20 protein-coding genes and 1 pseudogene are annotated in these 25,589 nt (G+C 72.4%); 12 read left to right on the top strand and 9 right to left on the bottom strand.

The window, feature by feature from the left end:
- Positions 1 to 37 precede the first annotated feature (37 nt).
- Genes ACIBKY_RS39365 through ACIBKY_RS39355 form a run of 3 tightly spaced genes read left to right on the top strand, consistent with a single transcriptional unit; the run spans position 38 to position 2,386 of the window.
- Complete coding sequence (locus ACIBKY_RS39365) at positions 38 to 1,069, top strand: hypothetical protein (protein ID WP_397105096.1); 1,032 nt, start codon at positions 38 to 40, stop codon at positions 1,067 to 1,069.
- Between the two features lie 20 nt (positions 1,070 to 1,089).
- The gene (locus ACIBKY_RS39360) at positions 1,090 to 1,854 is read left to right on the top strand and encodes an aminoglycoside phosphotransferase family protein (protein ID WP_397105094.1); all 765 of its coding nucleotides are present in this window, start codon (positions 1,090 to 1,092) and stop codon (positions 1,852 to 1,854) included.
- 4 nt (positions 1,855 to 1,858) lie between these two features.
- Entirely contained in the window at positions 1,859 to 2,386 is a 528-nt protein-coding gene (locus ACIBKY_RS39355; RefSeq protein ID WP_397105092.1) for a GNAT family N-acetyltransferase, read from the top strand.
- Here the strand turns inward: ACIBKY_RS39355 and ACIBKY_RS39350 are convergent.
- Positions 2,383 to 3,036, bottom strand: coding sequence for a GPP34 family phosphoprotein (locus ACIBKY_RS39350; protein WP_397105090.1), 654 nt, complete (start codon positions 3,034 to 3,036; stop codon positions 2,383 to 2,385). The two genes, ACIBKY_RS39355 and ACIBKY_RS39350, sit on opposite strands and share 4 nt — an antisense overlap.
- 78 nt (positions 3,037 to 3,114) lie before the next feature.
- Positions 3,115 to 6,159, bottom strand: coding sequence for a bifunctional [glutamine synthetase] adenylyltransferase/[glutamine synthetase]-adenylyl-L-tyrosine phosphorylase (locus tag ACIBKY_RS39345; protein ID WP_397105088.1), 3,045 nt, complete (start codon positions 6,157 to 6,159; stop codon positions 3,115 to 3,117).
- Between the two features lie 77 nt (positions 6,160 to 6,236).
- On the opposite strand from ACIBKY_RS39345, the gene ACIBKY_RS39340 reads away from it, so the two are divergent.
- Positions 6,237 to 6,767, top strand: coding sequence for an HXXEE domain-containing protein (locus ACIBKY_RS39340; protein ID WP_397105086.1), 531 nt, complete (start codon positions 6,237 to 6,239; stop codon positions 6,765 to 6,767).
- On the opposite strand, the gene ACIBKY_RS39335 is transcribed toward ACIBKY_RS39340, so the two are convergent.
- Positions 6,724 to 7,425 (bottom strand): type 1 glutamine amidotransferase, encoded by a 702-nt coding sequence (locus ACIBKY_RS39335; protein WP_397105084.1) that lies wholly within the window; start codon positions 7,423 to 7,425, stop codon positions 6,724 to 6,726. The genes ACIBKY_RS39340 and ACIBKY_RS39335 overlap by 44 nt on opposite strands.
- A 51-nt stretch (positions 7,426 to 7,476) precedes the next feature.
- Here ACIBKY_RS39335 and ACIBKY_RS39330 point away from each other — a divergent pair, with 51 nt between their 5' ends.
- Entirely contained in the window at positions 7,477 to 10,941 is a 3,465-nt protein-coding gene (locus ACIBKY_RS39330; RefSeq protein WP_397105082.1) for a protein kinase, read from the top strand.
- Between the two features lie 9 nt (positions 10,942 to 10,950).
- On the top strand, positions 10,951 to 11,820 hold the full coding sequence (locus ACIBKY_RS39325; protein ID WP_397105080.1) for an alpha/beta fold hydrolase: 870 nt from the start codon (positions 10,951 to 10,953) through the stop codon (positions 11,818 to 11,820).
- A 4-nt stretch (positions 11,821 to 11,824) separates the two neighbouring features.
- On the opposite strand, the gene ACIBKY_RS39320 is transcribed toward ACIBKY_RS39325, so the two are convergent.
- Positions 11,825 to 12,538, bottom strand: a complete 714-nt coding sequence (locus ACIBKY_RS39320) for a PaaI family thioesterase (RefSeq protein WP_397105078.1) — start codon at positions 12,536 to 12,538, stop codon at positions 11,825 to 11,827.
- Between the two features lie 254 nt (positions 12,539 to 12,792).
- Between ACIBKY_RS39320 and ACIBKY_RS39315 the strand changes: the two genes are divergently transcribed.
- A complete protein-coding gene (locus ACIBKY_RS39315; RefSeq protein WP_397105076.1) occupies positions 12,793 to 14,037 on the top strand; it encodes a serine hydrolase domain-containing protein in 1,245 nt (414 codons plus the stop codon).
- Here the strand turns inward: ACIBKY_RS39315 and ACIBKY_RS39310 are convergent.
- Positions 14,034 to 16,322, bottom strand: a complete 2,289-nt coding sequence (locus tag ACIBKY_RS39310; RefSeq protein WP_397105074.1) for a M9 family metallopeptidase — start codon at positions 16,320 to 16,322, stop codon at positions 14,034 to 14,036. The two genes, ACIBKY_RS39315 and ACIBKY_RS39310, sit on opposite strands and share 4 nt — an antisense overlap.
- A gap of 136 nt (positions 16,323 to 16,458) precedes the next feature.
- Between ACIBKY_RS39310 and ACIBKY_RS39305 the strand changes: the two are divergent.
- The 3 genes and pseudogenes from ACIBKY_RS39305 to ACIBKY_RS39295 form a co-directional block, all read left to right on the top strand.
- Positions 16,459 to 17,076: pseudogene (locus ACIBKY_RS39305) on the top strand (NAD(P)-dependent oxidoreductase); the annotation flags it as partial.
- Between the two features lie 91 nt (positions 17,077 to 17,167).
- On the top strand, positions 17,168 to 17,401 hold the full coding sequence (locus tag ACIBKY_RS39300) for an NAD(P)-dependent oxidoreductase (RefSeq protein WP_397105072.1): 234 nt from the start codon (positions 17,168 to 17,170) through the stop codon (positions 17,399 to 17,401).
- A 169-nt stretch (positions 17,402 to 17,570) separates the two neighbouring features.
- On the top strand, positions 17,571 to 18,323 hold the full coding sequence (locus tag ACIBKY_RS39295) for a class I SAM-dependent methyltransferase (protein ID WP_397105070.1): 753 nt from the start codon (positions 17,571 to 17,573) through the stop codon (positions 18,321 to 18,323).
- Positions 18,324 to 18,700: 377 nt separating this feature from the next.
- Here the strand turns inward: ACIBKY_RS39295 and ACIBKY_RS39290 are convergent, their stop codons facing one another.
- Positions 18,701 to 20,761 (bottom strand): SufS family cysteine desulfurase, encoded by a 2,061-nt coding sequence (locus tag ACIBKY_RS39290; RefSeq protein WP_397105068.1) that lies wholly within the window; start codon positions 20,759 to 20,761, stop codon positions 18,701 to 18,703.
- A 196-nt stretch (positions 20,762 to 20,957) separates the two neighbouring features.
- On the opposite strand from ACIBKY_RS39290, the gene ACIBKY_RS39285 reads away from it, so the two are divergent.
- Positions 20,958 to 22,169, top strand: coding sequence for a helix-turn-helix domain-containing protein (locus ACIBKY_RS39285; protein ID WP_397105066.1), 1,212 nt, complete (start codon positions 20,958 to 20,960; stop codon positions 22,167 to 22,169).
- On the opposite strand, the gene ACIBKY_RS39280 is transcribed toward ACIBKY_RS39285, so the two are convergent.
- Together ACIBKY_RS39280 and ACIBKY_RS39275 are read right to left on the bottom strand one after the other, a co-directional pair.
- A complete protein-coding gene (locus ACIBKY_RS39280) occupies positions 22,126 to 22,611 on the bottom strand; it encodes a methylated-DNA--[protein]-cysteine S-methyltransferase (protein ID WP_397105064.1) in 486 nt (161 codons plus the stop codon). The two genes, ACIBKY_RS39285 and ACIBKY_RS39280, sit on opposite strands and share 44 nt — an antisense overlap.
- A gap of 16 nt (positions 22,612 to 22,627) precedes the next feature.
- Complete coding sequence (locus ACIBKY_RS39275; RefSeq protein WP_397105062.1) at positions 22,628 to 23,440, bottom strand: TetR/AcrR family transcriptional regulator; 813 nt, start codon at positions 23,438 to 23,440, stop codon at positions 22,628 to 22,630.
- Between the two features lie 68 nt (positions 23,441 to 23,508).
- Here ACIBKY_RS39275 and ACIBKY_RS39270 point away from each other — a divergent pair, with 68 nt between their 5' ends.
- The gene (locus ACIBKY_RS39270) at positions 23,509 to 25,146 is read left to right on the top strand and encodes a right-handed parallel beta-helix repeat-containing protein (RefSeq protein WP_397105060.1); all 1,638 of its coding nucleotides are present in this window, start codon (positions 23,509 to 23,511) and stop codon (positions 25,144 to 25,146) included.
- On the opposite strand, the gene ACIBKY_RS39265 is transcribed toward ACIBKY_RS39270, so the two are convergent.
- Positions 25,143 to 25,541 carry a nuclear transport factor 2 family protein gene (locus tag ACIBKY_RS39265; RefSeq protein WP_397105058.1) on the bottom strand — a complete coding sequence of 133 codons (399 nt, stop codon included), beginning with the start codon at positions 25,539 to 25,541 and terminating at the stop codon, positions 25,143 to 25,145. The genes ACIBKY_RS39270 and ACIBKY_RS39265 overlap by 4 nt on opposite strands.
- Positions 25,542 to 25,589 lie beyond the last annotated feature (48 nt).

The following is a 25,589-nucleotide window of genomic DNA, read 5'->3' as shown; positions in this document are numbered from 1 at the left end:
ACGCGCCGGGGTGTATCAAGGCGCGGGGTGATCCATTTTGCTGTCTCTTTATGTTGATCTCGCGATCGGGCTGATCCTGTCGTTCCTGCTGCTGTCGTTGCTGGTCAGCGGCATCAACGAGGGCATCGTGCGGCTGCTGGCCATCCGCAGCAAGTTTCTGTGGGCCTACCTGCGCGACACCCTGGACGGCTCCTCCGGAGGCAGGGCGTGGCTGCCGGCCAAGATCCGTGACGTCTTCACGGCGCTGCCGTTCCTGCGCGATCCGAGGCCCAAGCACAGCGACCAGCCGGCGCCGGTGGAGTCGACGATGCCGGCCCACGAGTCGGCGGGCGACGACGCGATGACGAAGCTGCTGTACGAGCGGGTCCGCGAGATCGACCACCCCAAGACGGGCAAGACCAGCATCTCCAACATCCCGCCCGCCCGCTTCGCCGTGGCGCTGATGGAGCTGGCGGCCACCGACCCCAACGGCGTCGAAGGCTGGCTGGCCAAGCTCAAGGCGATGAAGAGCCCGCTGTACGGCCACCTGATGGGCGTCTGGGAGGGCGCCCAGCGCGACCTCGACCGCTTCAGGCAGGGCGTCGAGACCTGGTTCGACGGCGAGATGCAGCGCCTGTCGATGCTGTACAAGCGCTACGTGAAGTGGGTCATGGCCGCGCTCGGGCTGGTGGTGACGCTGCTGTTCAGCATGGACGGCCTGGAGTACGCCAAGACGCTGCTGCGCGACAACGCGCTGCGCACCGGCGTGGCCGCGGTGGCCGCCGGCGACCCGGCCACCGTCAACGAGCTCAAGGCCAAGTGCACCGGGAACATCCAGCTCACCGACTGCCTCACCGAGACCCTCAGCTCGCCCGCCCTGGTGAAGATCTTCGACAACGCGATCATGAGTGTCACCATCCCCGCCGACGGCGACCCCAGCGTCCACTGGAACGGCGGCGTGTGGTGGGAGCGCCTCACCACGCTCAGCCACTGGCCCGGCTACCTGCTGACCTACGTGGCGCTGCTGTTCGGGGCGCCGTTCTGGTGGGATCTGCTCCGCCGCGTCACCGGGATCAAGGGCCGCCGATAAGGTCGTCCTCACTACCGGGAGTGAGGACGACCTTGATCGAGGACTACGCCCGCGCGATGGGCCGTACCCCCGACGGCCTGCGTCTGGTGCGCGGCGAGCACGCCGACGTGGTGCTCGACGACGACGCCGGGCTGGCCTGGCGCTTTCCCCGCCACGGCGCGCCGGTGGAGCCGCTCGCCGATCGGGTGCGCCTGGCGCGCGCCCACGGCCTGCCCGCTCCCGAGGTGGTGCTCGTGCGCGCCGGCTGCCTGGTGACCCGCCTGCTGCCGGGCGCGCCGCTGTCGGAGCTGACGCCCGTGAAGCCGGACGCGCTCGCCGCGCTCCTGGTGCGCCTGGCCGCCATCCCGCACGACGGCGCCACGTCCTGGCGCACGGAGTGGCGGACCCTCGCCACCGAGGTACGGCACCGCGTCGTCCCCCTGCTGTCCCCCGAGGCGGGCCGAAGGGCGCTGGCCGAGGTCACCGCGGCCGCCGAGACCGCCGCGAGCGCCCCGACCGGGTTCGTCCACGGCGACCTGGGCGGCGCCAACGTCCTGATCGAGAACGGCCGGGTGAGCGGCGTCCTCGACTGGGACGAGGCGGGACCCGGCGATCCGGCGGTCGACTTCGCGGCGCTGTCGGTCTCCTCGCCTGAGCCGGTCAGGCGGCGGCTGGCCGTTCGGTTTCCCGATCTCGCGGAACGGGCGCGCGCCTATGCCGCGACCTTCGCCCTCCAGGAGGCCGTGCACGGGCTTCTGCACGATGAGCGGGAGGCTGTGGAGGCGGGGCTTTCGTCCTATCGTTGACAGGATGGAGACCGAGCGACTGATCATGCGCCGCTGGCGCGAGGAGGACCGCGAGCCGTTCGCCGCCATGAACGCCGACCCGGAGGTGATGGAGCACTTCCCTGCCCGGCTGACGCGTGCGCAGAGCGACATGATGATCGACCGCATGGAGAGGGGCTTCGAGCGCGACGGCTACGGGCTGTGGGCGCTTGAGGTGCGGGAAGGCGGGGAGTTCGTCGGCTTCACCGGGCTGATCTACTGGGACTTTCCCGCCCATTTCACCCCGGCCGTCGAGATCGGCTGGCGGCTGACCAGGTCCGCCTGGGGCCACGGGTACGCCACCGAGGCGGCCAGGGCGGCGCTGGCCCGCGGCTTCGCCGAGCTGAACCTGGCGGAGATCGTCTCGATGACCGCCGTGCGCAACGTCCGCTCGCGCGCCGTCATGGAACGCCTGGGCATGACCCGCGACCCCGCCGACGACTTCGACCACCCGAACGTCCCCGAGGGCAGCCCGCTCCGCCGTACCGTCCTCTACCGGCTGAGCCGTCCCTAGAGCGCGCCGTCTCCGAAGACCGTGTTGAACGCCGTCGTGGCCACGTCGCCCTTGGTGGCGCCGCCGTAGTAGGCGAGGAGTTCCTGGCCGACCCAGTCGCCGGCGACGAGCTCGTCGGCCCGCGCGGTGTCGGCGCCGGGGAACAACCGGGGCAGCAGGCGCGCGGCGTACACCAGGGCCAGCACCGCGGCGGTGCGGGGAGTGACCTGAGCGCCGTCGAGCCCCGCCTGGATCCGCGCCCGTACCTCCTGCTCGAAGGCGGGGTCGCCCTGCGGGTAGCGGGTGCTGGTGAACACTCCGAAGCTCCTGCGCCGCTCGGCCCGCAGCGCACCGGTCCGGGCCAGGCTTTCCAGGATCGGGGCCGGGTCCTGCCCGGCGTGCAGCCTGGCGAACCACGTGCGCGGAAGGAGCGTGGTCTCGACCTCGCCGATCCTGGCCAGCATCGCGTCCAGGGCGGCGTCGCCGGTCGGCGCGCCCTCCAGCAGCAGGACGCCGCCGTCCTCGTCGAGCTCGATCCGCTCCCTGAGCGCGAGCTCCGCCATCAGCGCCGCGACGAGGATGAGCTTGACCCGCTCCTCCTTGACCAACGGCTTGCCGTCCTCGTCCCCGTGTGCGAGAAGTACGAACTCCTCGGCGATGCTCAGCGTCATGCCCCGAGTGTGTCGCCTTCCCCGGGGCGGGTGCAGACTCCTCCGTCATCGATCCCGCCTGACAAACGTCATCCCGGCTCAGGAGCCGTAGAAGACGCGTTCCACCACCTGGCGGGCGCGGCGGGTGACCCGGCGGTAGTCGTCCAGGAGGTCCTCGGAGCCGTCCGGCGGGTAGCCGAGAGTGCGGGCGATGAGGCGGCGTTCCGGGGCTCCGGCCGGGAGGCTGTCACCCGGACGGCCCTTGACGAGCATGATGGCGTCCCGGATGCGGGAGGCGGCCCGCCACGCCTCGCCCAGCACCGCCTCGTCGGCCGCGTCGAGCAGGCCCTCCTCCACCGCCGCGCGCAACGTGCGCAACGTCTGGGTGGTACGCAGGGACGGGTGTTCGTGGGCATGCCGGAGCTGGAGCAGCTGGGCCACCCACTCCACGTCGGACAGGCCACCGCGGCCCAGCTTGGTGTGCAGGGCCGGGTCGGCGCCGCGGGGCAGGCGCTCGGCCTCCATCCTGGCCTTGAGCCGGCGGATCTCCCTGACGGCGTCCTCGCCGATGCCGCCCTTCGGGTAGCGCAGGCCGTCGGCCACCGCGGTGAACTCCGCCCCCAGCGCGGCGTCCCCGGCCGAGAAGCGGGCGCGCAGCAGCGCCTGCGACTCCCAGGGCGAGGACCACCGGGCGTAGTAGGCGGCGTAGGAGGCGAGCGTACGCACCAGCGGGCCCTGCCTGCCCTCCGGCCGCAGGTCGGGGTCGATCAGCAGGGGCGGGTCCTGCGCGGGCAGCGCCAGTAGCCGGCGCAGCTCGTTGGCCACCGCGAACGCGGCCTCCGACGCCTCCCGCTCCGCCGCGCCCGCGGACGGGGAGCGGAACTCCGCGCCCGCGGACGGGGAGCGGGAATCCGGGCCCGCGAGCGGGGAGCGGGAATCCGGGCCCGCGAGCGGGGAATGGACGAACATGACGTCGGCGTCGCTGGCGTAGGAGCACTCCATCCCGCCCAGCCGGCCCATCGCGATCACCGCGAAGCGGGTCGGCGGCGGGGCCCGGCGTTCCAGGGTGACCTTGGCCACGGCCGCGTCGAGCGCCGCCTGGATGGTGACGTCGTTGAGTTCCGACAGGGCCACGCCCACCTGTTCGATGTCGATCAGGCCGGAGATGTCGGCGACGGCCGTACGGAAGAGCTCCTTGCGGCGCAGCGCGCGCACGGCGGCCACGGCCGCTTCGGCGTCGTCGTGCCGGGAGACCGCCGCGGAGGCCTCGGCGAGCAGCGCGGCGGCGGGACGGGTGGCGAGCTCGTCGTCGGAGCCCAGCAGCGCGACGGCGTCGGGGGCGTTGGTGAGCAGGCCGGTCGCGTAGCGGCTGGTGCCCAGCACGCGGGCCATCCGCGCGGCCACGGCGGTCTCGTCGCGCAGCAGCCGCAGGTACCACGGCGTCGAGCCCAGCTTGTCGCTCACCTGGCGGAAGCCCAGCAGTCCTGCGTCGGGATCGGGGGTGCCGGCGAACCAGCCCAGCATCACCGGCAGCAGCGTGCGCTGGATGGCGGCGCGGCGGGAGACTCCGCTGGTCAGCGCGGCGATGTGACGCAGGGCGCCGGCGGGGTCCACATACCCGAGCGCCTCCAGCCTGGCCGCCGCGGCCGAGGTGGAAAGGCGCGCCTCCGACTCGGGCAGCCGGGCGACCGCCTGCAGCAGCGGCCGGTAGAACAGCTTCTCGTGCAGCCGCCTGGCCTCCATGGCGTGGCGGCGCCAGCGCGCGGTGAACTCGCCCACCGGGTTCACCTGCGTGCCGAGCGCGCGGCCGAGGCGTCGCAGGTCCTCCTCGGCGGTCGGCAGGACGTGGGTGCGGCGCAGCCGGTGCAGTTGCAGCAGGTGCTCGACCTGGCGCAGGAACGTGTAGGCCTCGGCGAGCTGGCGGGCGTCCTCGCGGCCGACGTACCCGCCCCGGGACAACGCGGCCAGGGCGGGCAGCGTGGCCTTGCGGCGCAGCAGCGGGTCGAGGCGGCCGTGGACGAGCTGCAGCAGTTGCACCGCGAACTCGATGTCGCGCAGGCCGCCGGGCCCGAGCTTGATCTGCCGTTCGCCCTCGGCCCGTACGTGCTCCTCGACGCGGCGGCGCATCGCCTGGACGTCCTCGACGAAGTTGTCGCGGGTGGCGGCCGACCAGACCAGGTCGTTCACCGCGGCGACGTAGGAGGCGCCCAGCTCCAGGTCGCCGGCGATCGGGCGGGCCTTGAGCAGTGCCTGGAACTCCCAGGTCTTGGCCCAGCGGCGGTAGTAGGCCAGGTGGCTGGCGAGCGTGCGTACCAGCGGGCCGGAGCGGCCCTCCGGGCGCAGGCCGGCGTCGACCTCCCACAGGGCGCCTTCGGAGGTGGCGGCGGAGCATGCGCGCATCATCGCCTGGGCCAGCCGGGTGGCGGAGCGCAGCGCCTTGGTCTCGTCGGCGCCGTCGCGCGGCTCGGCCACGAAGATGACGTCGACGTCGCTGATGTAGTTGAGCTCGCGGGCGCCGCACTTGCCCATGCCGATGACGGCCAGCCGTACCGTGTCCAGGCCGTCGGGAGCCTCGGCGCGGGCGATCGCGAGCGCCGCCTCCAGCGCCGCGCCGGCCAGGTCGGACAGCTCCGCCGTGACCTCGGCCGGCGCGGCCTGCCCGGTCAGGTCGCGCGCGGCCAGGTGGAGCAGGCGGCCGCGGTAGGCGACCCGCAGCGCCACCAGGGTGCCGGTCGCCGTGCTCGCGCGGGGCTCGGTCGCGGCGGGCTCGGCGCCGACCGCGCGCAGCAGCTCGGCGCGCGCCTCGCCCGGCTCCGGTACGGCCAGCAGCCCCACCTGGCCGGGATGGCGTACCAGGTGTTCCCCGAGCGCCGCGCTCACCCCGAGGACGGCGAACAGGCGCTCGCGCAGCGGCCGGTCGGCGTGGAGGGCGGCCAGGACGGCGGGGTCGCGTTCGGCGAGCCGGGTGAGCGAGGTCAGCGCCAGGTCGGGATCGGCCACCCGCACCAGGTCGTCGAGCAGTTCCTCCACGACGGACGCGGCGGCCGGGGCCGGGGTGAGTTCGGCGACCAGGCGGGCCGCGCGGGCGCCGTCGGCGAAGCCGAGCTTGGCCAGGCGGGCTGCGGTGGACTCGATCCTGGGCACCTCCCCATCTTGACAGGTGGCCTCGTGAAACGCTTAAAGTGAAACGCAACGGTGCGTTGTGTTTTGTTGGGAGGGCGATGATGGGGCAGGTTCCGAAGACCGTGACGTGGGGGCTGCTGGCGGCGTGGGCGGTGCACGACGCCGAGGAGCTCGCGACGATGGCCGGGTGGGTGCGCGACAACCGGGAGCGGCTGGAGGAGCGGTTCCCGCAGGTGCCGTGGGAACGGCTGGAGATGTCGCAGCGACACGTGAACGTGGCGATCGGGCTCATGGCCGGAGTGATCGCGGGCGCCGCGGCCGACGGGGCGCGTACGGGCGGGCGCAGCCCGCTGTTCCAGACGGTGCTGGCCGGGTTCGGGCTGCACGGGCTGGTGCACCTGGCCCAGGCCGCGATCACCCGCGGTTACACGCCGGGGCTGGTGACCTCACCGCTGGTGGTGCTGCCGTTCGCCGCCTGGGCGTGGCGGCGGTTGAAGGCCGAGGGGGTTCCGGTGCGCGGGAGCACGGCGGGGCTGCTGTACTTTCCCGTGGTGCTGGGCGGGGTCCACGTCCTGGCCCACCTGCTCACCCGGCCGCGGCGGCCCCGGAAGGACGACCGCTGGTTCTGACGACGGCGGCGAAGGCTTCGGCGACGGGCCGCCAGGTCGCGACCAGGGCCGCGTCGGCGGCCTTCACCTCCGTAGCCAGGTTCTGGTCCTGCCCGGAGGCGGCGATCCAGCGGTCGAAGATCTCCGGGGTGACCTCGGGGTGGAACTGCACCGCCCACGCCTTCGCGCCCAGCCGGTAGGCCTGGTGGGGGTAGCGCTCGCCGGTCATGAGCAGCGTCGCGCCCTCCGGCAGGGTGGTCATGGCGTCCCGGTGGAACTGCGCGGCGGGGACCGTCCCCGCCAGGCCGGAGCCGGACAGTAGAGGGTCGGCGACGGGGAGGAGGGTCACCCGGCAGGCCCCGATCTCCAGGCCGGCGGCGCCGCGTTCGACCGTTCCGCCGCAGGCCAGCGTCATGAGCTGGGCGCCCAGGCAGATGCCGAGCACCGGGGTCTGCCCGGCGACCGAGCGGCGGATCAGGTCGCGGGTGGCGGGCAGCCAGGGATGGGCCTCGTCCTCCCAGGCGGCCATCTCGCCGCCGAGCACGATGAGGCCGTCGGCGGCGCTGACGGGGATCGGGTCACCGAGGTAGGGGCGGACGATGTCACAGGGCAGGCCGAGCCAGGCGGCGAAGTACCCGAGGGGCGCGTCGGCCTCGTGTTCGATGACGGTAATCCGCATATTGCGTAATTTACCGGCAACCTTCCCCTGCTCAGCCGCATCCAACTGGCCATGGGGAAGCTGATCGACGGGGACCCGCAGCGGCTCGGCACGTACTGGCTGGCGGGGCGGCTGGGCGCGGGCGGGCAGGGCGTCGTCTACGAGGGGTACGGCGAGGACGGCCGCCGGGTCGCGGTCAAGGTGCTGCACGGTGACCAGACCGCCCAGCTGGTCAGGGAGGCGGAGGCGGCCCAGCGGGTGGCGTCCTTCTGCATCGCCGAGGTGGTCGGGGCCGATCTGGAGGGGCCGCGGCCGTACATCGTGAGTGAGTACGTCGAGGGGCCGAGCCTGCGGGCGGCGGTCGCCGGCGGGCGCCGGTTCGCGGGCGGGGACCTGCACCGGCTGGCCACGGCGATCGCCACCGCGCTGACCGCGATCCACGACGCCGGGGTGGTGCACCGCGACCTCAAGCCCGACAACGTGCTGCTCGGGCCCGACGGGCCCCGGCTGATCGACTTCGGCATCGCCAGGACCGCCGAGATGTCACTCACGACGACGGGGCTGGTGACCGGGACGCCCGCCTACATGGCGCCCGAGGTGTTCACCGGGCAGCGGGCGGGAGCTCCGGCGGACGTGTTCGCGTGGGCCGGCGTCCTCGTCTTCTCCGCCACCGGCGCCGATCCGTACGAGGCCGACAGCCTGGGCGCCATCATGCACCGCGTGCTGTCGTCCACGCCCGACCTGAGCGTGCTGCCCGGCTCGCTGCGCCCGATGGCCGAGGCGGCGATGAGAAGGGACCCGGCCGAGCGCCCGAGCGCCCGGGAGTTGCTGCTCGCGCTGGTCAGCGGTGACACCCGGCTCGACGCCGCGCACCTGAGCCGCGGCGGGCCCGGCCTCAGGCGGCCGCCGGACGCGGACGGCTTCGACACCGGGCGCCTGCTGGCCGCGGGCGGGCGCGAGGCGGCGCGGATGGGCGCGGAGGCCGACGACCCCGCTCTGGGCACGCTCGCCGAGGAGACCTACGGCCTCCTCGATCCGGCCGTGCGGGAACTGGCGCCCGAGGTGTTCCTGCGGCTGGTCACGGTCGGCGCGCGCGGCGAGCTCACGGTACGGCGGGCCGCCCTGGCCGAGATCCTCCACGGCCGCCCCCTGCCCGAGGCGGCAGCGGCCAAGCGCCTGCTGGAGGTCTTCGCCTACCTCCTGACCAGGACGGACGACGAGGTGACGCTGGCCCGCCCGGCGCTCCCCCACGCCTGGCCGCGCTACCGGCGCTGGATCGAGGCCAACCGCGACGGCCTGGCCGTACACCGGGAGATCCTCGCCGCGGCGAGCCGGTGGGAGGCGGCGGGGCGCAGGGACGGCGACCTGTTCCAGGGCAGCAGCCTGGAGAACGCCCTGCGGTGGGCGGCCACCGCGCGCAGGAACATCACGCTGTCCACGGCCGAGCGCGACTTCCTGGAGGCGGCCGCGCGGCTGTCGCGCAGCCGGGCCAGGCGCTCGCGGCTGGCCGTGCTGAGCCTGGCGGGGCTGCTGGTGGCCGCGCTGGTGGCCGGGGGGCTGGCGATCCACCAGGGGCGGCTGGCCGACGAGCGGGCCGAGCAGATCGCCGGGCAGTTACGCAGGTCGGAGGCGGACCGGCTGGCCACGCTCGCCGCCTCGACCCGGCGCGCCGATCCGATGCTGGCGGCGCTGTTCAGCGCGACGGCGTGGAAGCTGGACCAGACGCCGCGCACGCGGGCGGAGCTGACGGTCTCCGCCAACCAGCGGGAGACCGGCATGTTCCGTGATCCCGCGACCAGCCCGGACACGATGCGGGCCATCAGCGCGAACGGCCGCTGGCTGGTGAGCGTCGGCGACGACGAGGCCCGGTTGTGGGACCTGCGGACGGGGCGGCGCGCCGGCGGGGTACGCCGGCTCGGGCTCAAGGGCGAACTGATGGGCGCGGTGGAGCTGTCGCCGTCCGGGCGCACGCTCCTGGTGGTGACGGCCGGACGCGCCCGCGCGTGGGAGACGCGCACGGGCCGGCCGATCCGGAGCGTGACCTTCGCCAGGCCGTTCGACGTCGTCTACGGGTGGGTCGGCGTGGTCTTCCCCACGGAGGACTCGCCCGTGGTGACCGACGCGGACGGAGGCACGCGGTGGGATCTGCGCACGGGCGCGACCAGTCCTTCGCGCGTGCGCGACGGCATGGCCTTCAGCCAGGACGGGCTCTGGCGGGCCGAGGAGGTCGGCGTCCCGAACCCGGATCGTGTGCGGCTGACCGGGCGCGGGCGCGTGGAGGAACTCGGCGACCTCGACGGCGCCGGCACGCAGGGCGTCTGGAACATGGGCGCCCCGGTCTTCGGCGGCGACGGGCGGCTGGTGGCCACCATGGCGGAGGAGACCATCCAGTTCTGGCGGATGTCCGACACCCAGTTGCTCGCCTCGGTGCCGGTCAGGGGCGAGGCGGAGGAGGCGTCGCGGCCGAGCGGCGGCTTCGACGGCACGACCTTCCGCTACCTTCAGGCCGACCAGGTCTTCTCGCTCGACGTCGCCGACCTGCGCGGCAGGCCGGTCAACCCGCTGGAGGTGGGGCAACTGGCGCCGGGCGGCGCCAGGATGGCGATCGGCGGCCTGGCCGACGGCGTGCGGATCCGGCGCGTGTCCGACGGCGGGTCAGAGGGCGGGGCGCTGGAGCTGGAGTCGGCCCATTTCAGCCCGGACGGCCGCCTGATGGTCAGCATCGATCGGGAAAGCCGCCGGGTGACCGTGGTGGAGGACGGCACGGTCCACACCTTCACCCCGGACGAGAAGCTGGGACCGGAGCTGGTCTCCATCAGCCCGGACGGTGCCCTGCTCGCCCTGTCGATGACCTCGCCGGGGTTCAAGCGGAAAGATGACTATCTGGTCCAGGTCTGGGACTGGCGAGCCCGCCGGATGCTGTGGCGGTTCAGGCACGACGGCCAGCCGCTCACGACCTTCTCCCCCGACGGCCGGCGGCTGGCCGTGGGCGGGCGGCAGGTGACGGTCATGGACGTCGCCACCGGCAACCCGACCGGCCCGCCGTTCGGCGGCAGCGGCAGGGACAGCACCGTCGCCGGCCTGCACTTCGACCGCGCCGGCGGCACCCTGTTCGTCATCGACTCCCGCGAGCGCATGACCGGCTGGGACCTGGCCACCTGGCGGCGTACGGGCGCGGTCTCCACCGGCGTCGGCACGATCAGCGCACGCTCGCCCCGCGAGGACGTGGTCGCGGCCTGGACCACCGCCGACGGCAGGATCCGCCTGTACGAGCCGGTCAGCGGCACCGAGCTCGCGACGCTGCGCGACATCGGCGGCGCCATGGACCCGCAGGTGCGCGAGGTGCTCTCGCTGGCCTTCAGCGCCGACGGCTCCACCCTGCTGACGCTGGACCGCGACGGCCACCTGAACGAGCACCCGGTCGCCCCCGCCAAGGTCGCCGCCGCCGTCTGCGCACGCACGGGCCGCTCGCTCAGCGAGGCCGAATGGCGGACCTACGTGAATCCGGGACTCCCCTACACGAAAGGCTGCTCCTAGGATCTCGTCATGCGATACGACGAGGTGGACGGCATGCGGTTCGCGGTCTTCGGATCCGGGCCGAAACTGATCGTCGCGGTGCACGGCATCACCGCCTCGCTGATGGCGTGGAACGCGGTGGCCGCGCACCTGCCGCACGACTGGTCGCTGGTCGCCATGGACCTGCGCGGGCGCGGCCACAGCGCGGACCTGCCTGGCCCCTACGGGCTGGACCGGCACGCCGAGGACGTGCTGCGGGTGGCCGGGCACGTGGGCGCCGGCCCCGGCGCGGTGCTGACCGGGCATTCGATGGGCGCGTACGTGGCGGTGCTGGCGGCGGCAAGGCGCCCGTTCGAGCGGGTGGTCCTGGTGGACGGCGGGCTGCCGTTCCCGCCGCCGGCGCCGGGGGCGGACGTGGACGCCGAGATCGAGGCCACGCTCGGCCCGGCGATCGCCCGGCTGAGCCAGACGTTCCCGTCGGCGGACGACTATGTGGCCTTCTTTCAGGCGCATCCGGCCTTCGCCGGCCGCTGGACGCCGGCGGCCGAGGAGTACGTCCGCTATGACCTGACCGGGCCCGAGGGGGCGCTGCGCTCACGGGCCGTCGGTACGGCGGTGCGCGAGGACGGCCGGTGGATGCGGCTCAAGGGGGCGGAGATCGGGTCGGCGCTGGCCGCGATCGAGGCGCCGGTGACGTTGCTGCGGGCGCCGCGCGGGCTGCTCGACCAGGAGGTCGGGATGCTGCCCGGCCCGCTGGCCGCGCACTGGGCGCAGCGGGTGCCGGGACTGCGCGACGAGCTGGTGCCCGGCTGCAACCACTACACGATCATGTTCGACGAGCGGTGCGCGGCGCTGGTGGCGGCCCGCCTGTCAGGAGTACGGCCGGGCCGTACCCCTTGACGGGTCAGCGTGGAGCGATCCAGGTGGCGCGCGCGGCGGCGACCAGGGTGCCGTCGCCGTCGTAGATGGCGCTCTCACCGAAGAGCTTGCGGCCCTCGCGGCCGGTGGCGCGGCCGACGACCGAGTAGGTGCCGTCGGGGTAGACCCGGCGGTGGATCTGTACGGCCAGCCGCCCGAGCAGGGCCGACTCGCCGGGGCCGAAGTGCGCCCAGCCGGTGACGCAGTCGAGGGCGGCGCCGACGATGGCGTCGGGCACGCCGTCGGCACCGGCGACGTTGTAGGGCACCCGCCAACCGGCCGCCACCAGGCCGGTGCCCTCGACCGGGCCGGGGTAGATCCGTAGGCCGTCGCCGGGGGCGCGCAGGCCGCAGACGAAGCACTCGGGGAAGGCGTGGCCCTGCCAGCCGGGGAATGCGGCCTCGGCGCGGGCGGCGTCGGCGAAGCGCACGTACTCGGGGGCCTTCAGGTCCTCGTGCACGGGGATGGCCTCGACCAGCAGCTTGTCGCCGTGGTAGAGCGATGCGGTGTTGGCCACGTGCTCCAGGCGCAGTTCGGTCTCCACGGGGGTGGGGGCGTGGAGGGTGACCTCGACGGCGTTGCCTCGGCCTCCCAGAGCTTCGGCGACCGTACCGGCCAGCCAGCCTCCGTTGACGATCCCCTGGGGACCCTGGAAGCGCTCAGGAACGGTCAAAACAGTCTGCAGAGCAGCCGTCGTCATGCGTCATCCTCCTTCATCGCGATATAACGCCCACGCCAGAAAGTTCATTTCAAACAGGCCTATTTTAGGGTGTCTTGCCTGGGCCATTGCGCTCGCCCCAGGCCGACGGGAGACCCCGGGTGTGCGAGACATCCGGAAAGGTCCGTAATATACGGACCTCATTGAGACGGATGTGACTCGGGGGTCACCTGTGAGACTACCCGGCCGAGGCCGGGGCGCAGCTGACCCGTCGTACCCCTAGGAGATCCCACCCGATGACCGTCAGCCGCCGGACCCTGCTCAAGACCGGCGCGGGACTGCTGCCCGCCGCCGCGCTCGTCACCCGCCCCGCGCAGGCCGCGCCCGTGCCCGTCGTCGAGGCGAACGGCGTCGCCCCGTCACAGCTGGCCGGGTTCGACAACCTGATGAAGAAGTTCGTCAAGGACCGCAACATCTCGCAGTCCCAGCTCGCGATCATGAAGAACGGCCGGATCGTGCTGGCGCGGGCCTACCGCTACAACGACGGCTCCCGCGCGGTGCCCGCGATCACGCCGACGTCGCCGATGCGCATCGCGAGCCTCAGCAAGAACATCACCGCCGCCGCGATCATGCGGCTGGTCCAGGACGGCAAGCTCACCCTGTCGGCGAAGGTCGCGCCGCTGCTCGGCCTGTCCACCACCACCGACCCGCGGCTGGCCCAGGTCACCGTGCTCCGGCTCATCCACCACCTGGGCGGCTGGGACCGCGACGTCTCCAAGGACCCGCTCTGGCTGGACCACACGATCGCCGCCGCCCTCGACGTGCCGCTGCCGATCGGGCACGCCGAGATCATGAGGTACGGCTCGCAGCGCCGCCTCGACCACGACCCCGGCACCAAGATGGTCTACAGCAACTACGGCTACATGCTGCTGGGCCGGATCATCGCCAAGGTCTCCGGCCAGTCCTACGAGTCGTACGTACGCTCCAAGCTCCTCGCGCCGCTCGGCATCACCCGGATGCGGCTCGGGCGCAGCCTGCGCGCCGAGGCCTTCCCCGGCGAGGCGATCTACGAGTCGAAGTACACCAACAAGAGCGTCGTGGACGCCTCGGGCAAGGTCCTGCCCTACCCTTACGGCGGGTTCAACATGCCCAACCAGGACGCCAACGGCGGCTGGCTGGCGTCCGCCGTCGACCTCGTGCGCTGGACGCTGGCCATGGACCGGCCCGGCAAGGTGCTCAGCTCGGCGTCGATCGCCAGGCTCATCGCCAAGCCGGAGACCGGGGTCAACGAGTTCGGCTCCTGGTACGGCGGCGGCATCTGGGTGCGCCAGGTGCCCGGGAACATCAACACCTGGCACAACGGCTCGATGCCGGGCACCTACACCTACCTGTGCCGGATCCAGAACGGCTTCAGCTACGCCGCCTGCTTCAACCGGCGCGAGGAGCAGGGCTCGCCCGACTTCGACGGGTTCTCCGAGCAGATGAACAAGGTCCCGGTGAGCTCGTGGCCCACCGGGGACCTCACGTCGCGCTACTTCTAGAAGCTTGTGGTCACCGCCGCTCCGGTGAAGGCGGCGGAGCCATGGAGGCTGATGTAGTGGTAACCCGCGGGCGGGTTGGTGACGGTGAGCGTGTGCGCGTTGCCGGCGCCGGTCGCCCGCTGGGTGTGGGAGCCGGTCGTGGCCCACGACGAGGAGCTGTAGTAGAGGTCGGCGTCACCGGTGCCGGCGTCGCTCTTGATGGCGAGCTTCGCCGTACCGGGCGGGATGAGGATGTACAGGTAGGCGTAGTTGCCCTGGGTGGCCGACAGGCCGCTGCGGCGGCAGTTCTGGCCGAGCGCCCGCGCGTCCGAGCCGGTGCACTCCGGCACCGGCGGCTCGCCGGTGTCACCGCCACAGGCTCCGGCCGCGCAGGCCGTCAACCAGGTGTCGAAGCCGGCGTTGTAATTCAGTGATCTGAGGTGGGTGCGGGCGGCGTTCCAGTTGCCGCTGCGGTAGTGGCCGAGGACGGTGTTGACGTCCGCGCGGTGCTTTTCGAACATGTAGCGGACCGCGAGGTAGCCCCACCGGTAGACGCGCTGGGTGTCGTGGTCGTAGGTGGTGTCGAAGAGCGTGCTCAGCTGGTACGTGCGCTTGGCCGCCTCCTCGATCGCGGCGTCGTACACCAGGCGGCGGTAGCCGTAGGAGACGTACTCGGCGAAGCCCTCGATCCACCAGATCGTCGGCGTGCTCACGCCTGCCCCGAAGTCGCCGTGCATGTTGAAGCGGCCGTCGAGGTAGTGCGTGTACTCGTGGTTGAGGTTCCAGATGTGGAACGCCGGGCGCAGCCACTCGGCCTCGTAGGCGATGAACCTGGGCAGGTTCCCGGCGGCCGACGGGTCGCCCTCCAGGTACATGCCGCCGTTGTTGGTGTCGATGCCGAAGATGGCGCCGGCGTAGGTCTGGTAGTCGTCGCTGGAGTCGAAGGCGTTGACCTCCAGCGTCGTGTTGTTGTCACCGGCGACCGGGCCGTTGTCGGCGGCCAGGTTGTGGAAGTAGGCGTCCTGGCCGCTCAGGCTGGAGCAGGTGCCGCTCAGTTCGGCCGCGGTCATCTGCTGGGCGCGGATCCTGAGCGTGGGGCCGCACGTGTGCCGCACGGGCAGGGCGGCGGCGGTCAGGCGGTTCTGCAGATCGCAGGTGTCGTAGAAGGCGCAGTTGGCGCGGTCGTAGAAGTCGGCCATCTCGGCCACGCCCACCCAGAGCTTGGCGGTCGGGCCGGTGATCCGCGAGCGCTGCAGCAGGTCGCGCAGCATCGGGCGGACCGTCGCCTTGAGCTGGGCGTGCTGCACGAAGCGGGCCAGCTCGCGGCCGGCGTTGCCGGTCAGGTAGGCGCGCTCGGTGCTCAGCAGGTTCAGGTGCCTGACGGCGAAGTCGCGCAGCGTGGTCAGCGTGCTGGGGTCGTTCTGAACGGCGGTGACGAACGCCGGCAGCTGGTGGCCGCGGAACAGGACGGTGTAGACGCTGTTGACCGCGTTCACCATGGACCACGAGGCGTCGTAAGTGCTGTTGTAGGCGGTCAGCAGGCGGCGTACGACGGGGAGGTAGCGGGCGTTCTCCTGGGCGCTGTCGATCAGGATGACGGCCTCGCCGAGCACCTCGCCGTTGGCGTCGCTGACCGTGCCCGATCGGGAGTTGTTGTGGAAGGCGTCCAGCCCGCCGCGGATGGCGGTCCTGAGCGCGGCGCCGTACTGGCCGACGTCCTGCGGGTAGTACCACTGCACGTAGTAGCCGGCGCGCAGGTACAGGACGAGCTGGAGCGTCTTGGTGCTGTTGTCGCCGGGGTAGGCGGCGGCGGTGTCGCGCAGGGCGTTCGCGACCGTCACCATCTGCGGCTCCTGGAAGGCCGCGCGGGCCCGGGAGCCGGTGAGCGAGAAGAGCCCGTTGAGACAGCTCATGTCGGCGGCCTTGACGGCGGTGACGAGGGCGGCTCCGGTGCGGCCCTCGACCTCGCAGGCGGCCAGCGACCTCTGCTGCCTGGCGGGCTCGTCGTAGTCCTGCTTGAGCTGGTCCGTGGTGGCCGGGAGGGGCGGCCGGACATCGGCCTTGAGGGGTTCGTCCTGCTGGTGCCGGGCTTCGGTGGCTTCCGTGGCCGGACGGGGTGCCGGGTCGGTGCGGGAGACGGGCTCCGTGCGGGAGGCGAGGTCCGTGCGGGGGGTGAGGTCCGTTCGGGGGGTGAGGTCCGTTCGCTGGGTGACGGTCTGCGGGGCGGGCGTCTGGGCGTTGGCCGGTACGGCGAGGCCGCCGAGCACGAGCCCGGCCGCCACGAGTAAGGATCCTGCGACTCGCATCGCATACTCCTGAGTTGGGGGGTGGGTAATGTGATATGTAAAATTTCACATTGCGCGTAGGCGAATCAAGACCAAACCTCACGGAAAATCCGAGCCGGATCCCGGAGGACAGAACCCGCCTGGTACCTTGCGCGGCGTGGTTACATGCGCGGTGCTGGACGACTACCAGGGCGTCGCCCTGACTCTCGCCGACTGGTCGGGCCTGTCCGTCCGGACCTACCGGGAACGCTTCGCCGGCCATGACGACCTGGTCGCCGCCATCGCCGACTGCGAGGTCGTCGTCATCATGCGCGAACGCACGCCGTTCCCCGCCTCCCTGTTCGCCCGCCTCCCGAACCTGCGCCTGCTGGTCACCTCCGGCATGCGCAACGCTTCCATCGACCTGGCCGCCGCCCGCGAACACGGCGTCACCGTCTGCGGCACCGCCAGCGCTTCCACCCCGCCCGCCGAACTCACCTGGGCCCTCATCCTCGGCCTGGCCCGCCAGACGGCCGTGGAGTCGGCGTCGATGCGCGCCAACGGCCCCTGGCAGCAGACGATCGGCACGGACCTCCACGGCGGCACACTCGGCGTGATCGGCCTCGGCAAGATCGGCACGCAGGTGGCCCGGGTGGGGCGGGCGTTCGGCATGAACGTCACCGCCTGGAGTGAGAACCTGACGCCAGAGCGGGCAGCGGCGTGCGGCGTCCAGCCGGCCACCTCCAAACAGGCCCTCCTGGAGACCGCCGACATCGTCTCCATCCACGTCGTCCTGAGCCCACGGACCCGCTCGCTGATCTCAGGCCCCGACCTGGCCCGCATGCGCCCCCACGTCCTACCTCGTCAACACCTCCCGGGCCGCCATCGTGGACCAGGACGCCCTGATCACCGCGCTGCGAGAGGGCCGCATAGCCGGCGCCGCCCTGGACGTCTTCGACACCGAGCCCCTCCCCCACGACCACCCGTTCCGCACCCTCCCCAACGTCCTGGCCACCCCGCACCTGGGCTACGTCACCCGGGCCAACTACAGGACGTACTTCGGTGAGGCAGTGGAAGACATCCACGCCTACCTGTCCAACACCCCCATCCGCCAACTCTGACCACCCGCCTCCTCCACCCCTGACGCCCCGCCACACCCCCGCCGTATCGCATTGCACGACCGCCCCGGCCCAACGCATCGCCACACCTACCGACCGAGTGGTAGCCACGCCACCCACCCTCCTTCACCACTCCTCATCCGCCCACAGCGCCGGGTGGGAGGATCGGGTGGTGGAATATGACGAGCTGATCGCGCAAGGGCTGACCATGCCCTTCGAGGGCTGGGACTTCGGGGTGTTGCGGGGGCGGATGGTCGAGGACTCCACGGCTCTGCCCTGGGACTACGAGGAGCTGGTGCGGGGGCGCCTGCCGTACACGGGGACGCTGCTGGATCTTGGGACGGGCGGGGGCGAGGTGCTGGCCTCGTTCGCTCCGCTGCCCGCCCGGACGGCGGCCACCGAGGGATACGCACCCAATGTTCCGGTGGCCAGGAAACGGCTGGAGCCGCTGGGGGTCGAGGTGGTGGAGGTGGGCGATGATGATCGGCTGCCGCTTCCCGACGGGGCGTTCGAGCTGATCGTCAGCCGGCATGAGTCCTACGATCCCGCCGAGTTGCGGCGGGTGCTCAAGCCCGGGGGGACGTTCATCACTCAGCAGGTCGGCGGGCGGGACCTCGCGGAGATCAACCGGGTGCTGGGCGCGCCGGAGCACGAGTACGCGGAGTGGGATCTCGCCGGCGCCGTCGAGGAGCTGGCCGCGGAAGGGTTCGAGGTCTCCTGGCGGGACGAGGCTCTGGTGGCGTCCACGTTCCACGACGTGGGGGCGCTGGTGTTGTTTCTGCGGATCACACCGTGGCACGTTCCCGACTTCGACGTCATCCGGTACGGCGACCGCCTCCGTGAGCTCCACGACCAGATGAGCGTCGGCCATCCGCTGACCGCCACCGCCCACCGCTTCGCCCTGACTGCCCGCAGCCCCGCCTGACCCGACTCCACCTGGCCGCCCGCCTCCCTCACACCCCCTGGCTCACCTCTTTGCGCGTTGCGGGCTCACAACTTGGCACCCCAGGCTCACAGCTTTCGGGCGACCCAGGCCGCAGTTTTGGTCACCCCGAGGCTCGCACCCCCTCGGGATCGCGCCCTCAGCGTCACACTGTCGCACCGCTCGGGCCGGCGCTTTGGCCCCATCGGGCTCGTGTAGGCATGGGCCTGGGGCAGCGGTGAAGGCGTCGAGGGCCCGGCGGGGCTCTGGGCCGGGGTGGCGGTGGCGTTGTTTCCGGCCGGTCTGGTGGCGGTGCGGGTTCTCACCCGCGAGCCGCCTTCCAGACCGGCGCCGGCGAGCGCACGAAGGCCGGCGAACCGTCAGATGGCTGTGGCCGTCACCACGCTCGACGCCGTCAGCGCGTGGACGCCGTCGGCGTCGGTGCGGTCGGCGAGGTTGGCGCGGACCGCGTCCAGCAGGGCGGTACGCCGCTCGCCCCCCAGCCCGGCCACCTCGGGCCCCACAGCCGAGAACGAGTACAGGCACGACAGCGCCTCAGCCCCACCTGCCACGGTGACCGGCACCGTCCACCGGTCCAGCCGCACCTGCCCGAACCCGGCGAAGGCCACCAGGTCGGCGACCTCCTCCCCGCTCAGCGACCACGGTTCCTCGAACTGCGCCGCCGCCTCCCGCCCCAGCACGGAGGTGAGCGCGGCGTGCAGGGCCTCGAAGAGCGGGTTGCGGTCCAGGGGCAGCCAGGTGGCGATCGCGAGACGCGCCCCCGGCCGCAGCGCGCGGCGCAGTTCGGCGACGGCGGCCCGGCGGTCGGGGACGTACTGGAGCACCTGCTGCATGGTGACCAGGTCGAACGCCTCGTCGGAGACGTGGAGGGGCGCGGCGCCGCACTCGACGTACTGGATGGCGGCGCTGCCCGGCGCGGACGGCTCCTCCTTGGCGAGGGCGAGCATGCCGGCGCTGATGTCGGTGCCGACGACGGCTCCCGTGGGTCCCACGGCGGCGGCCAGGAGGCGGGCGACCGTACCGGGGCCGGTGCCGACGTCGAGGGCCCGTGCGCCGGGCGCGGGGGCGAGGGCGCCGACGAGCGCGTGGCCCCACGGTTCGAAGATCCCTGGCATGAGGATCTCCTTGTACGGGCGGACGGGGCGGGTGTCGGTCAGCTCGGGCGGGGTGGCGTAGACGGTGGTGGTGGAGCGGGTGCGCTCCAGGGTGTCGGCCAGGAAGTCGACCTCGGCGGGGGTGTTGTACAGGTAGAACGAGGCGCGCACGGCGGCGGGGATGCCGAAGCGGCTGCAGGCCAGCTGGGCGCAGTGGTGTCCGGAGCGTACGGCGATGCCGGCCTGGTCGAGGGCGGTCCTGACCTGCTGGAGCGGTACGCCGTCCAGGACGAAGGACATGAGCGGCAGCCGGTCGGCGGTGTTCTCCGGGCCGATGAAGCGGATGCCGGGGACCTGGCCGAGCCGGTCGAGCGCGTACTCGATGAGGGCCTGGTCGTGGGCGGCGATGGCGTCCATGCCGAGGGAGTCGAGGTAGTCGCAGGCGGCGCCGAGCCCGACGGCCTGGGCGACCGGTGGCGTACCCGCCTCGAAGCGCAGGGGCGGCGGCGCGTAGGCCATGGCGTCCACGGTGACGGTCTCGATCATCTCGCCGCCGCCGAGGAAGGGCGGCAGTTCGGCGAGCAGGTCGTACTTGCCCCACAGGACCCCGATGCCGGTGGGCCCGCACATCTTGTGCCCGGAGAACGTGACGAAGTCGGCTCCGAGCGCGTTCACGTCGATGCCCAGGTGCGGCACCGACTGGGCGGCGTCGACGACGAGCAGCGCGCCCACCTCGGCGGCGCGGGCGGCGATGGGCGCGATGGGGTTGATGGTGCCGAGGATGTTGGAGGCGTGGACGACGGCGACCAGCTTGGTGCGCTCGGTCACCCGCTCTTCGAGTGCGGACAGGTCGAGGCGGCCGTCGTTCGTGATGCCCAGATAGCTGATCTTCGCGCCGACCCGCTCGGCGAGCAGCCGCCACGGGATGAGGTTCGAGTGGTGTTCCATCTCGGTCACGACGATCTCGTCGCCGGGGCCGACGCGGTGCTCGTCGGCGGCCCACATGAGCGAGTAGGACAGCAGGTTGACGGCTTCCGTCGCGTTCTTCGTGAACACGATCTCCTCGCTGCGCCGCGCGCCGACGAAGGCGGCCACCTTGCTGCGGGCACCCTCGTACAGCTCGGTGGCCTCGACCGCGAGGCGGTAGACGCCGCGGTGGACGTTGGCGTTGGAACGTGTGTAGTAGGCGTTGAGCTGGTCCAGCACCGCCGCGGGTTTCTGCGTGGTCGCCGCGCTGTCCAGGTAGACCGGTGGGCCGGAGCCGTCAGCGGCCGGGTCGAAGAAGGGGAACGACTTCCGAATCGTTTCGACGTCCAGTAGCCCCATCGTGATCTCCTTCTGCCGAAAGGTGTAGGGGCAGTCTGGGCACGGGAGATCGGGCTAGATCCAACTGCTGTTGTACGGCAGGCGATCCTTTCCACGGTAACCCGGATCCGGCCCCGCGGAACCGGCAGCAAGTGGCCGCCCTTCCTGGCCGCCGGGAGCCGCGGGGCGCCGCCGGATCCTGGCCTACGGTGAAGTCATGACCAGCGACTTCATGGTCGACGGAGCCAGGATCATGGCCGTACGCCGCTCGCGCGGCATCTCGCGGCGGATCCTGGCGAACCTCGTGGGCTGCAGCGAGGAGTGGCTGCGCCTCATCGAGAACGGCGCCCGGCCGCTGGATCGGCTGTCCACCATCTTGCGCATCGCCGACGTCCTGCGGATCAGCGACCTGTCGGAGCTGGTCGGCGGCGACGTGGCGTTGCCGGCGATGGGCGCGCAGGGCGAGTACGACGAGATCGGCCACGCGCTGCTCTATCCCAGGCGCCTTTCCGGGGAGCCGGGCGAGAGCGCGCATCGGATCGCCCGCCACGTCTCGGCCGCGTGGGACGTCTGGCAGCGTTCGCCGCGCCGCTACTCGGAGGTACGCAGGCGCCTGCCGGAGCTGCTGGTGATGGCCGAGACGGCGCCGCCGGGCGAGGAGCCGGGGGCGGCCGGGCTCACACAGGTCTACCGGCTCTTCTCCACGTTCCTGCGCGGCTGCGGCCAGCACGCGCTCGCGCTGCTCGCCGCCGACCGGGGCGTGGCCGCGGCCGGGCGCGCGGGCGACCCGCTGCTGTCGGCGGTGGCGCGCGCCGAGCTGGCCGAGGTCCTCATCCACCTGCGCAGGTACGGCGACGCCCGCCAGCTCTGCCTGGCCGCGATCGACGGTGCCGGGCAGGCGGGGCCGTCCGCGATCGCCGTGGCCGGAGGCTGTTACCTGACCGCGGCGCAGGCCGCCGCCGAGGAGAACGACGTCCCGCACACCGAGGAGCTGCTGCACCGCGCCAGGAAGATCGGCGAGTCGCTGGGCGAGGACCGCGACGACCTGCACGCCCCGTTCGGCGCGGCCGAGGTGGAGGCGCAGGCGGTGGCCGTGGCGGTGCGCCTGGGACGCTACCGGCAGGCCATCCGCCTGTCCGGGGGGATCGACGCCGCCCGCCTGCGCGCCAGGGATCGCCAGGCCCGCTACTTCCTGTCGCTGGCCAGGGCCCACTCGATGGAGCGCGACGCGGCCGGCGCCACGGCGATGCTGCGCAGGGTGCTGGACGGCTGCCCCGAGGAGCTGACCTACAACCCGCAGGCCGCCCGCGTCATGGAGCAGCTTCGCCTGGTCGACTGCGCCACGACCCGCGGGGAACTGCGCGAGATCACGCTGTCGACGCGGCTTAGAAGAGCGTCCCCCGCTCGAAGTCGAGCAGGTAGCGCTTGACGGGCAGCCCGCCCCCGTAACCCGTCAGGTCCCCGTTGGCGCCGACGAGCCGGTGGCAGGGGACGATGATGCTGACCGGGTTGTGGCCGTTGGCCAGCCCGACCGCGCGGGCCGCGCTGGGCGGCCGGCCGAGCCGTTGCGCCAGCCCGCCGTAGGTGAGGGTCTCGCCGTGCGGGATCTCCATGAGCGCCGTCCAGACCTCTTTCTGGAACGGCGTGCCGACCAGGTTCATCGGCAGGTCGAAGACCTTCAGGTCACCGGCGAAGTACGCCTGGAGCTGGGCGCTCACCTCGCCGAAGGCTTCGGGGTCAGGATGGCCGAAGAACTCCTCCGGCGGCCGGTAGCGCTGCTCGCGCATGTAGAGGCCGGTCAGCAGCCCGTCGAGGGCGACCAGCGTGAGGGGCCCGACGGGGCTCTCGATGAGGGTATGCGTGCGGATCATGACGTCTGCCAGCGTTTCATACTTTGCGGCGGCGGTAGGCCTTCTGCTGGCAGGCCCGCGAGCAATAGGCGCGGGGCCGTCCCGCGCCGGTCGCGTCGATCGTCTTCCCGCACACAGCACACGTAGTTTCGTCACGCACTTCATCACGGATGAGCGTCTCGATCCCGTCGAGCACCCGTTGCAGCCCGAACTCGAACGGGTCCAGCGGCTCGTCGAAGCCGCCTTCCTCGTAGACGCGCGACAGCGTGGGATAGCGGTCGAGGTGCCGGTAGAGCGAGTCGCGCGCGCCCCACCACTCGTCGTGGCCCACGCCGGTCCGCCGCTCGATCTTCGCCGTCTCGACGACCTCGCGGGCCGCGCTCTCCACGAAGGCGCCGACCAGCCCCACCACCGCCACCACCTGGGCCGGCGGCAGCCCGGTCGCGGCCATGATCGCCAGCGCCTGCTCGAACGCCGCGACGGCGTTCGGCCCCGGCACGTGCCGCACGCCGGCCGACTCCAGCAGCCACGGATGGCGCCGGTAGAACTCCAGGCCCGAGCGTGCCCACGCCTCCGTGTCCGCCCGCCACTCGCGCGGCGGGCCGAGGTCCGGCTCGCGCCCCAGCACAGTGTCGCGCATGAGGTCCACGAGCTCCGCCTTGCCGGGAACGTGACGATAGAGCGACATCGTGGTGTAGCCGAGCCGCTCGGCCACCCGCCGCATCGACACCGCCGCCAGTCCCTCGGCGTCGGCGAGCTCGATCCCGGCGCGCACGATGCGCTCCAGGTTGAGCCCGCCGCGCCCCTTGGCACCCCACAGCAGTTCCGTGCTGCGCTCCGGATCGGCCACCCCTTGACTCCTCTCCCTGTCTATGCTGTATACCAGATGTGTACACCGCATACTTGAAGGGACTTCTTATGATCTTCGTCGACCCCTCCGGCGACGACTCGGGCCCCGGCACGATCGAGCGCCCCTTCGCCACCCTCGAACGTGCCCGCGCCGCCGGCGGCGTGATCACCCTCAGGGCCGGCGTCCACCGGCTGACCGAGACGCTCCGGCTGACCGGGGCCGACTCCGGGATCGTCCTTCAGGCCCACGGGTACGGCACCGCCGTACCGGAAAAGGTGGTCGTCAGCGGCGGCACGCCGATCACCGGCTGGCAGGAGGGCGAGGGCGGCGTGTGGCGGGCGGCGGCGCCCGCGACCCCCGTGCGCCAGCTCTACGTGGGCGGACGCCGCGCCGAGCGCGCCTCACTCTCACTCGGCGAGACGGCGATCACCGCCACCGAGACCGGCTACGTCCTTGAGGAGGCCGTGGACTGGCCGGGCGCGGTCGAGTTCGTCTACCGCGGCGCCTACCCCTGGTCGGAGGCGCGCATCCCGGTGGCGTCGATCTCCGGCACGAGCATCACCATGGCCCAGCCCGCCTTCGGTTGGGCGCGGCGGCTCTACCACTCGATCATCACCTGGGAGGGCGGCGGCGAGCATTACGCCGTGGACGCGCCGACCGCGGCGGAGAACAGCCCCGCCTTCCTGACCCCGGGCACGTTCGCGGTGAGCGAGGGCGTGCTGCACTACCTGCCGCTGCCCGGCGAGAGCCTGGACGACGTGGTGGCGCCGGTCCTGGAGACGCTCGTGCACGCCGACGGGGTGCGCGGCGCCGCCTTCCGCGGCATCACCTTCGCCGAGGCGGCGTGGACCCGGCCGAGCGGGCGGGAAGGGTTCCTCCACTACCACGGCAACGGCTTCTACGCCGGCGGCGACCTCCAGGTCGTCACGTTTGACGGCGGCCAGGTCACCGTGCCGGGCGACCCGGCCGACATCCCCGGCAACGTGGTCGTCGACGGCGCCTCGGACGTGCGCGTGGAGGGCTGCCGGTTCACCCGGCTCGGCGGCGTCGCGCTGGAGTTCCGCGGCGCCGGGGCGCGCAACGCGCTGCTCGACAGCGAGATCGACGAGGTGGCGGGCGGCGGCGTGGTCATCCGCGACGGCGCCCGCGAGCACCGGATCGAGCGCACCCGCCTGCGCCGCGTCGGCCTCGACTACCACGGCTCCCCAGCGATTCTGATCGCCGGGACCGAGTCCACGGTCGTGGCGCGCAACGACGTCGGCGAGGTGCCGCACAACGGCATCGTCGTCAACGCGGGACGCGGCACCCAGGTGCTCGGCAACCTGATCCACGACACGATGCAGGTGCTGGCCGACGGCGGCGGCCTGTACGTCTCCGGCCCGCAGGGCTCCTCCTACGCCAGCGGCGCCCTGATCCGCGGCAACGTGATCAAGGACACGCTCACGCCGTACAACTACGGCCTCTACACCGACTACGGCGCGGCCTGGGTGACCGTGCAGGGCAACGTGGTGCACCGGGCCGACAACCCGGTGGTGCTGGAGGTGTCGCCGCCGCTGGAGCACGTGGCGTTCATCGGCAACTTCTGGGACGCCGACCCGGGCCTGCCACCGAAGGGCGTGACGCTGTCCGACAACACCGTGCTCGGTGAGGGCGCGCTGGAGTCCGACCCGGTGGTGGCCGACATCGTGGCGGGCGCCGGGATCTAGGCGGCGAGCGCCTCGTGCCAGCGGGCCGTGTCGGTGTACTGGTGCAGCCGGGAGATCCGGCCGTCGGCCACCCGCCACAGGTGGACGAACTCGGCCTCGTACTCCCGGCCCGTGGCCCTCGCGCGGCCCCGGTAGTGCCCGGTGACCACGACCGTCCCGTCGGCGGTCTCCTGCCAGGTCTCGTCGTGGGGCGCGGTGTCGTACGCGGCGAACACCGCGCCCCACACCCGGGTCAGCGCCTCCATCGGCCCGCTGAAGACACCACCGGCGCCGCACGGCATGCCCGGCGCGGTGCGCGCCTCGAAGTCCGGATGCAGCAGCGCCAGGATCGCGCCCCCGTCGGCGGCCTTCGCGGCGCTGTAGAAGCCCCTGACGACGTGGCTCGCTGCGGACATGTCCGCCCCCTCAATTAGATGGTAGATTCTAGAACTACTCCACTAATA

This window comes from Nonomuraea sp. NPDC050394 (genome assembly GCF_044459065.1).
In the GTDB taxonomy this organism is placed as follows: Bacteria; Actinomycetota; Actinomycetes; order Streptosporangiales; family Streptosporangiaceae; genus Nonomuraea.
This window is presented reverse-complemented; position numbering and strand designations above follow the sequence as displayed.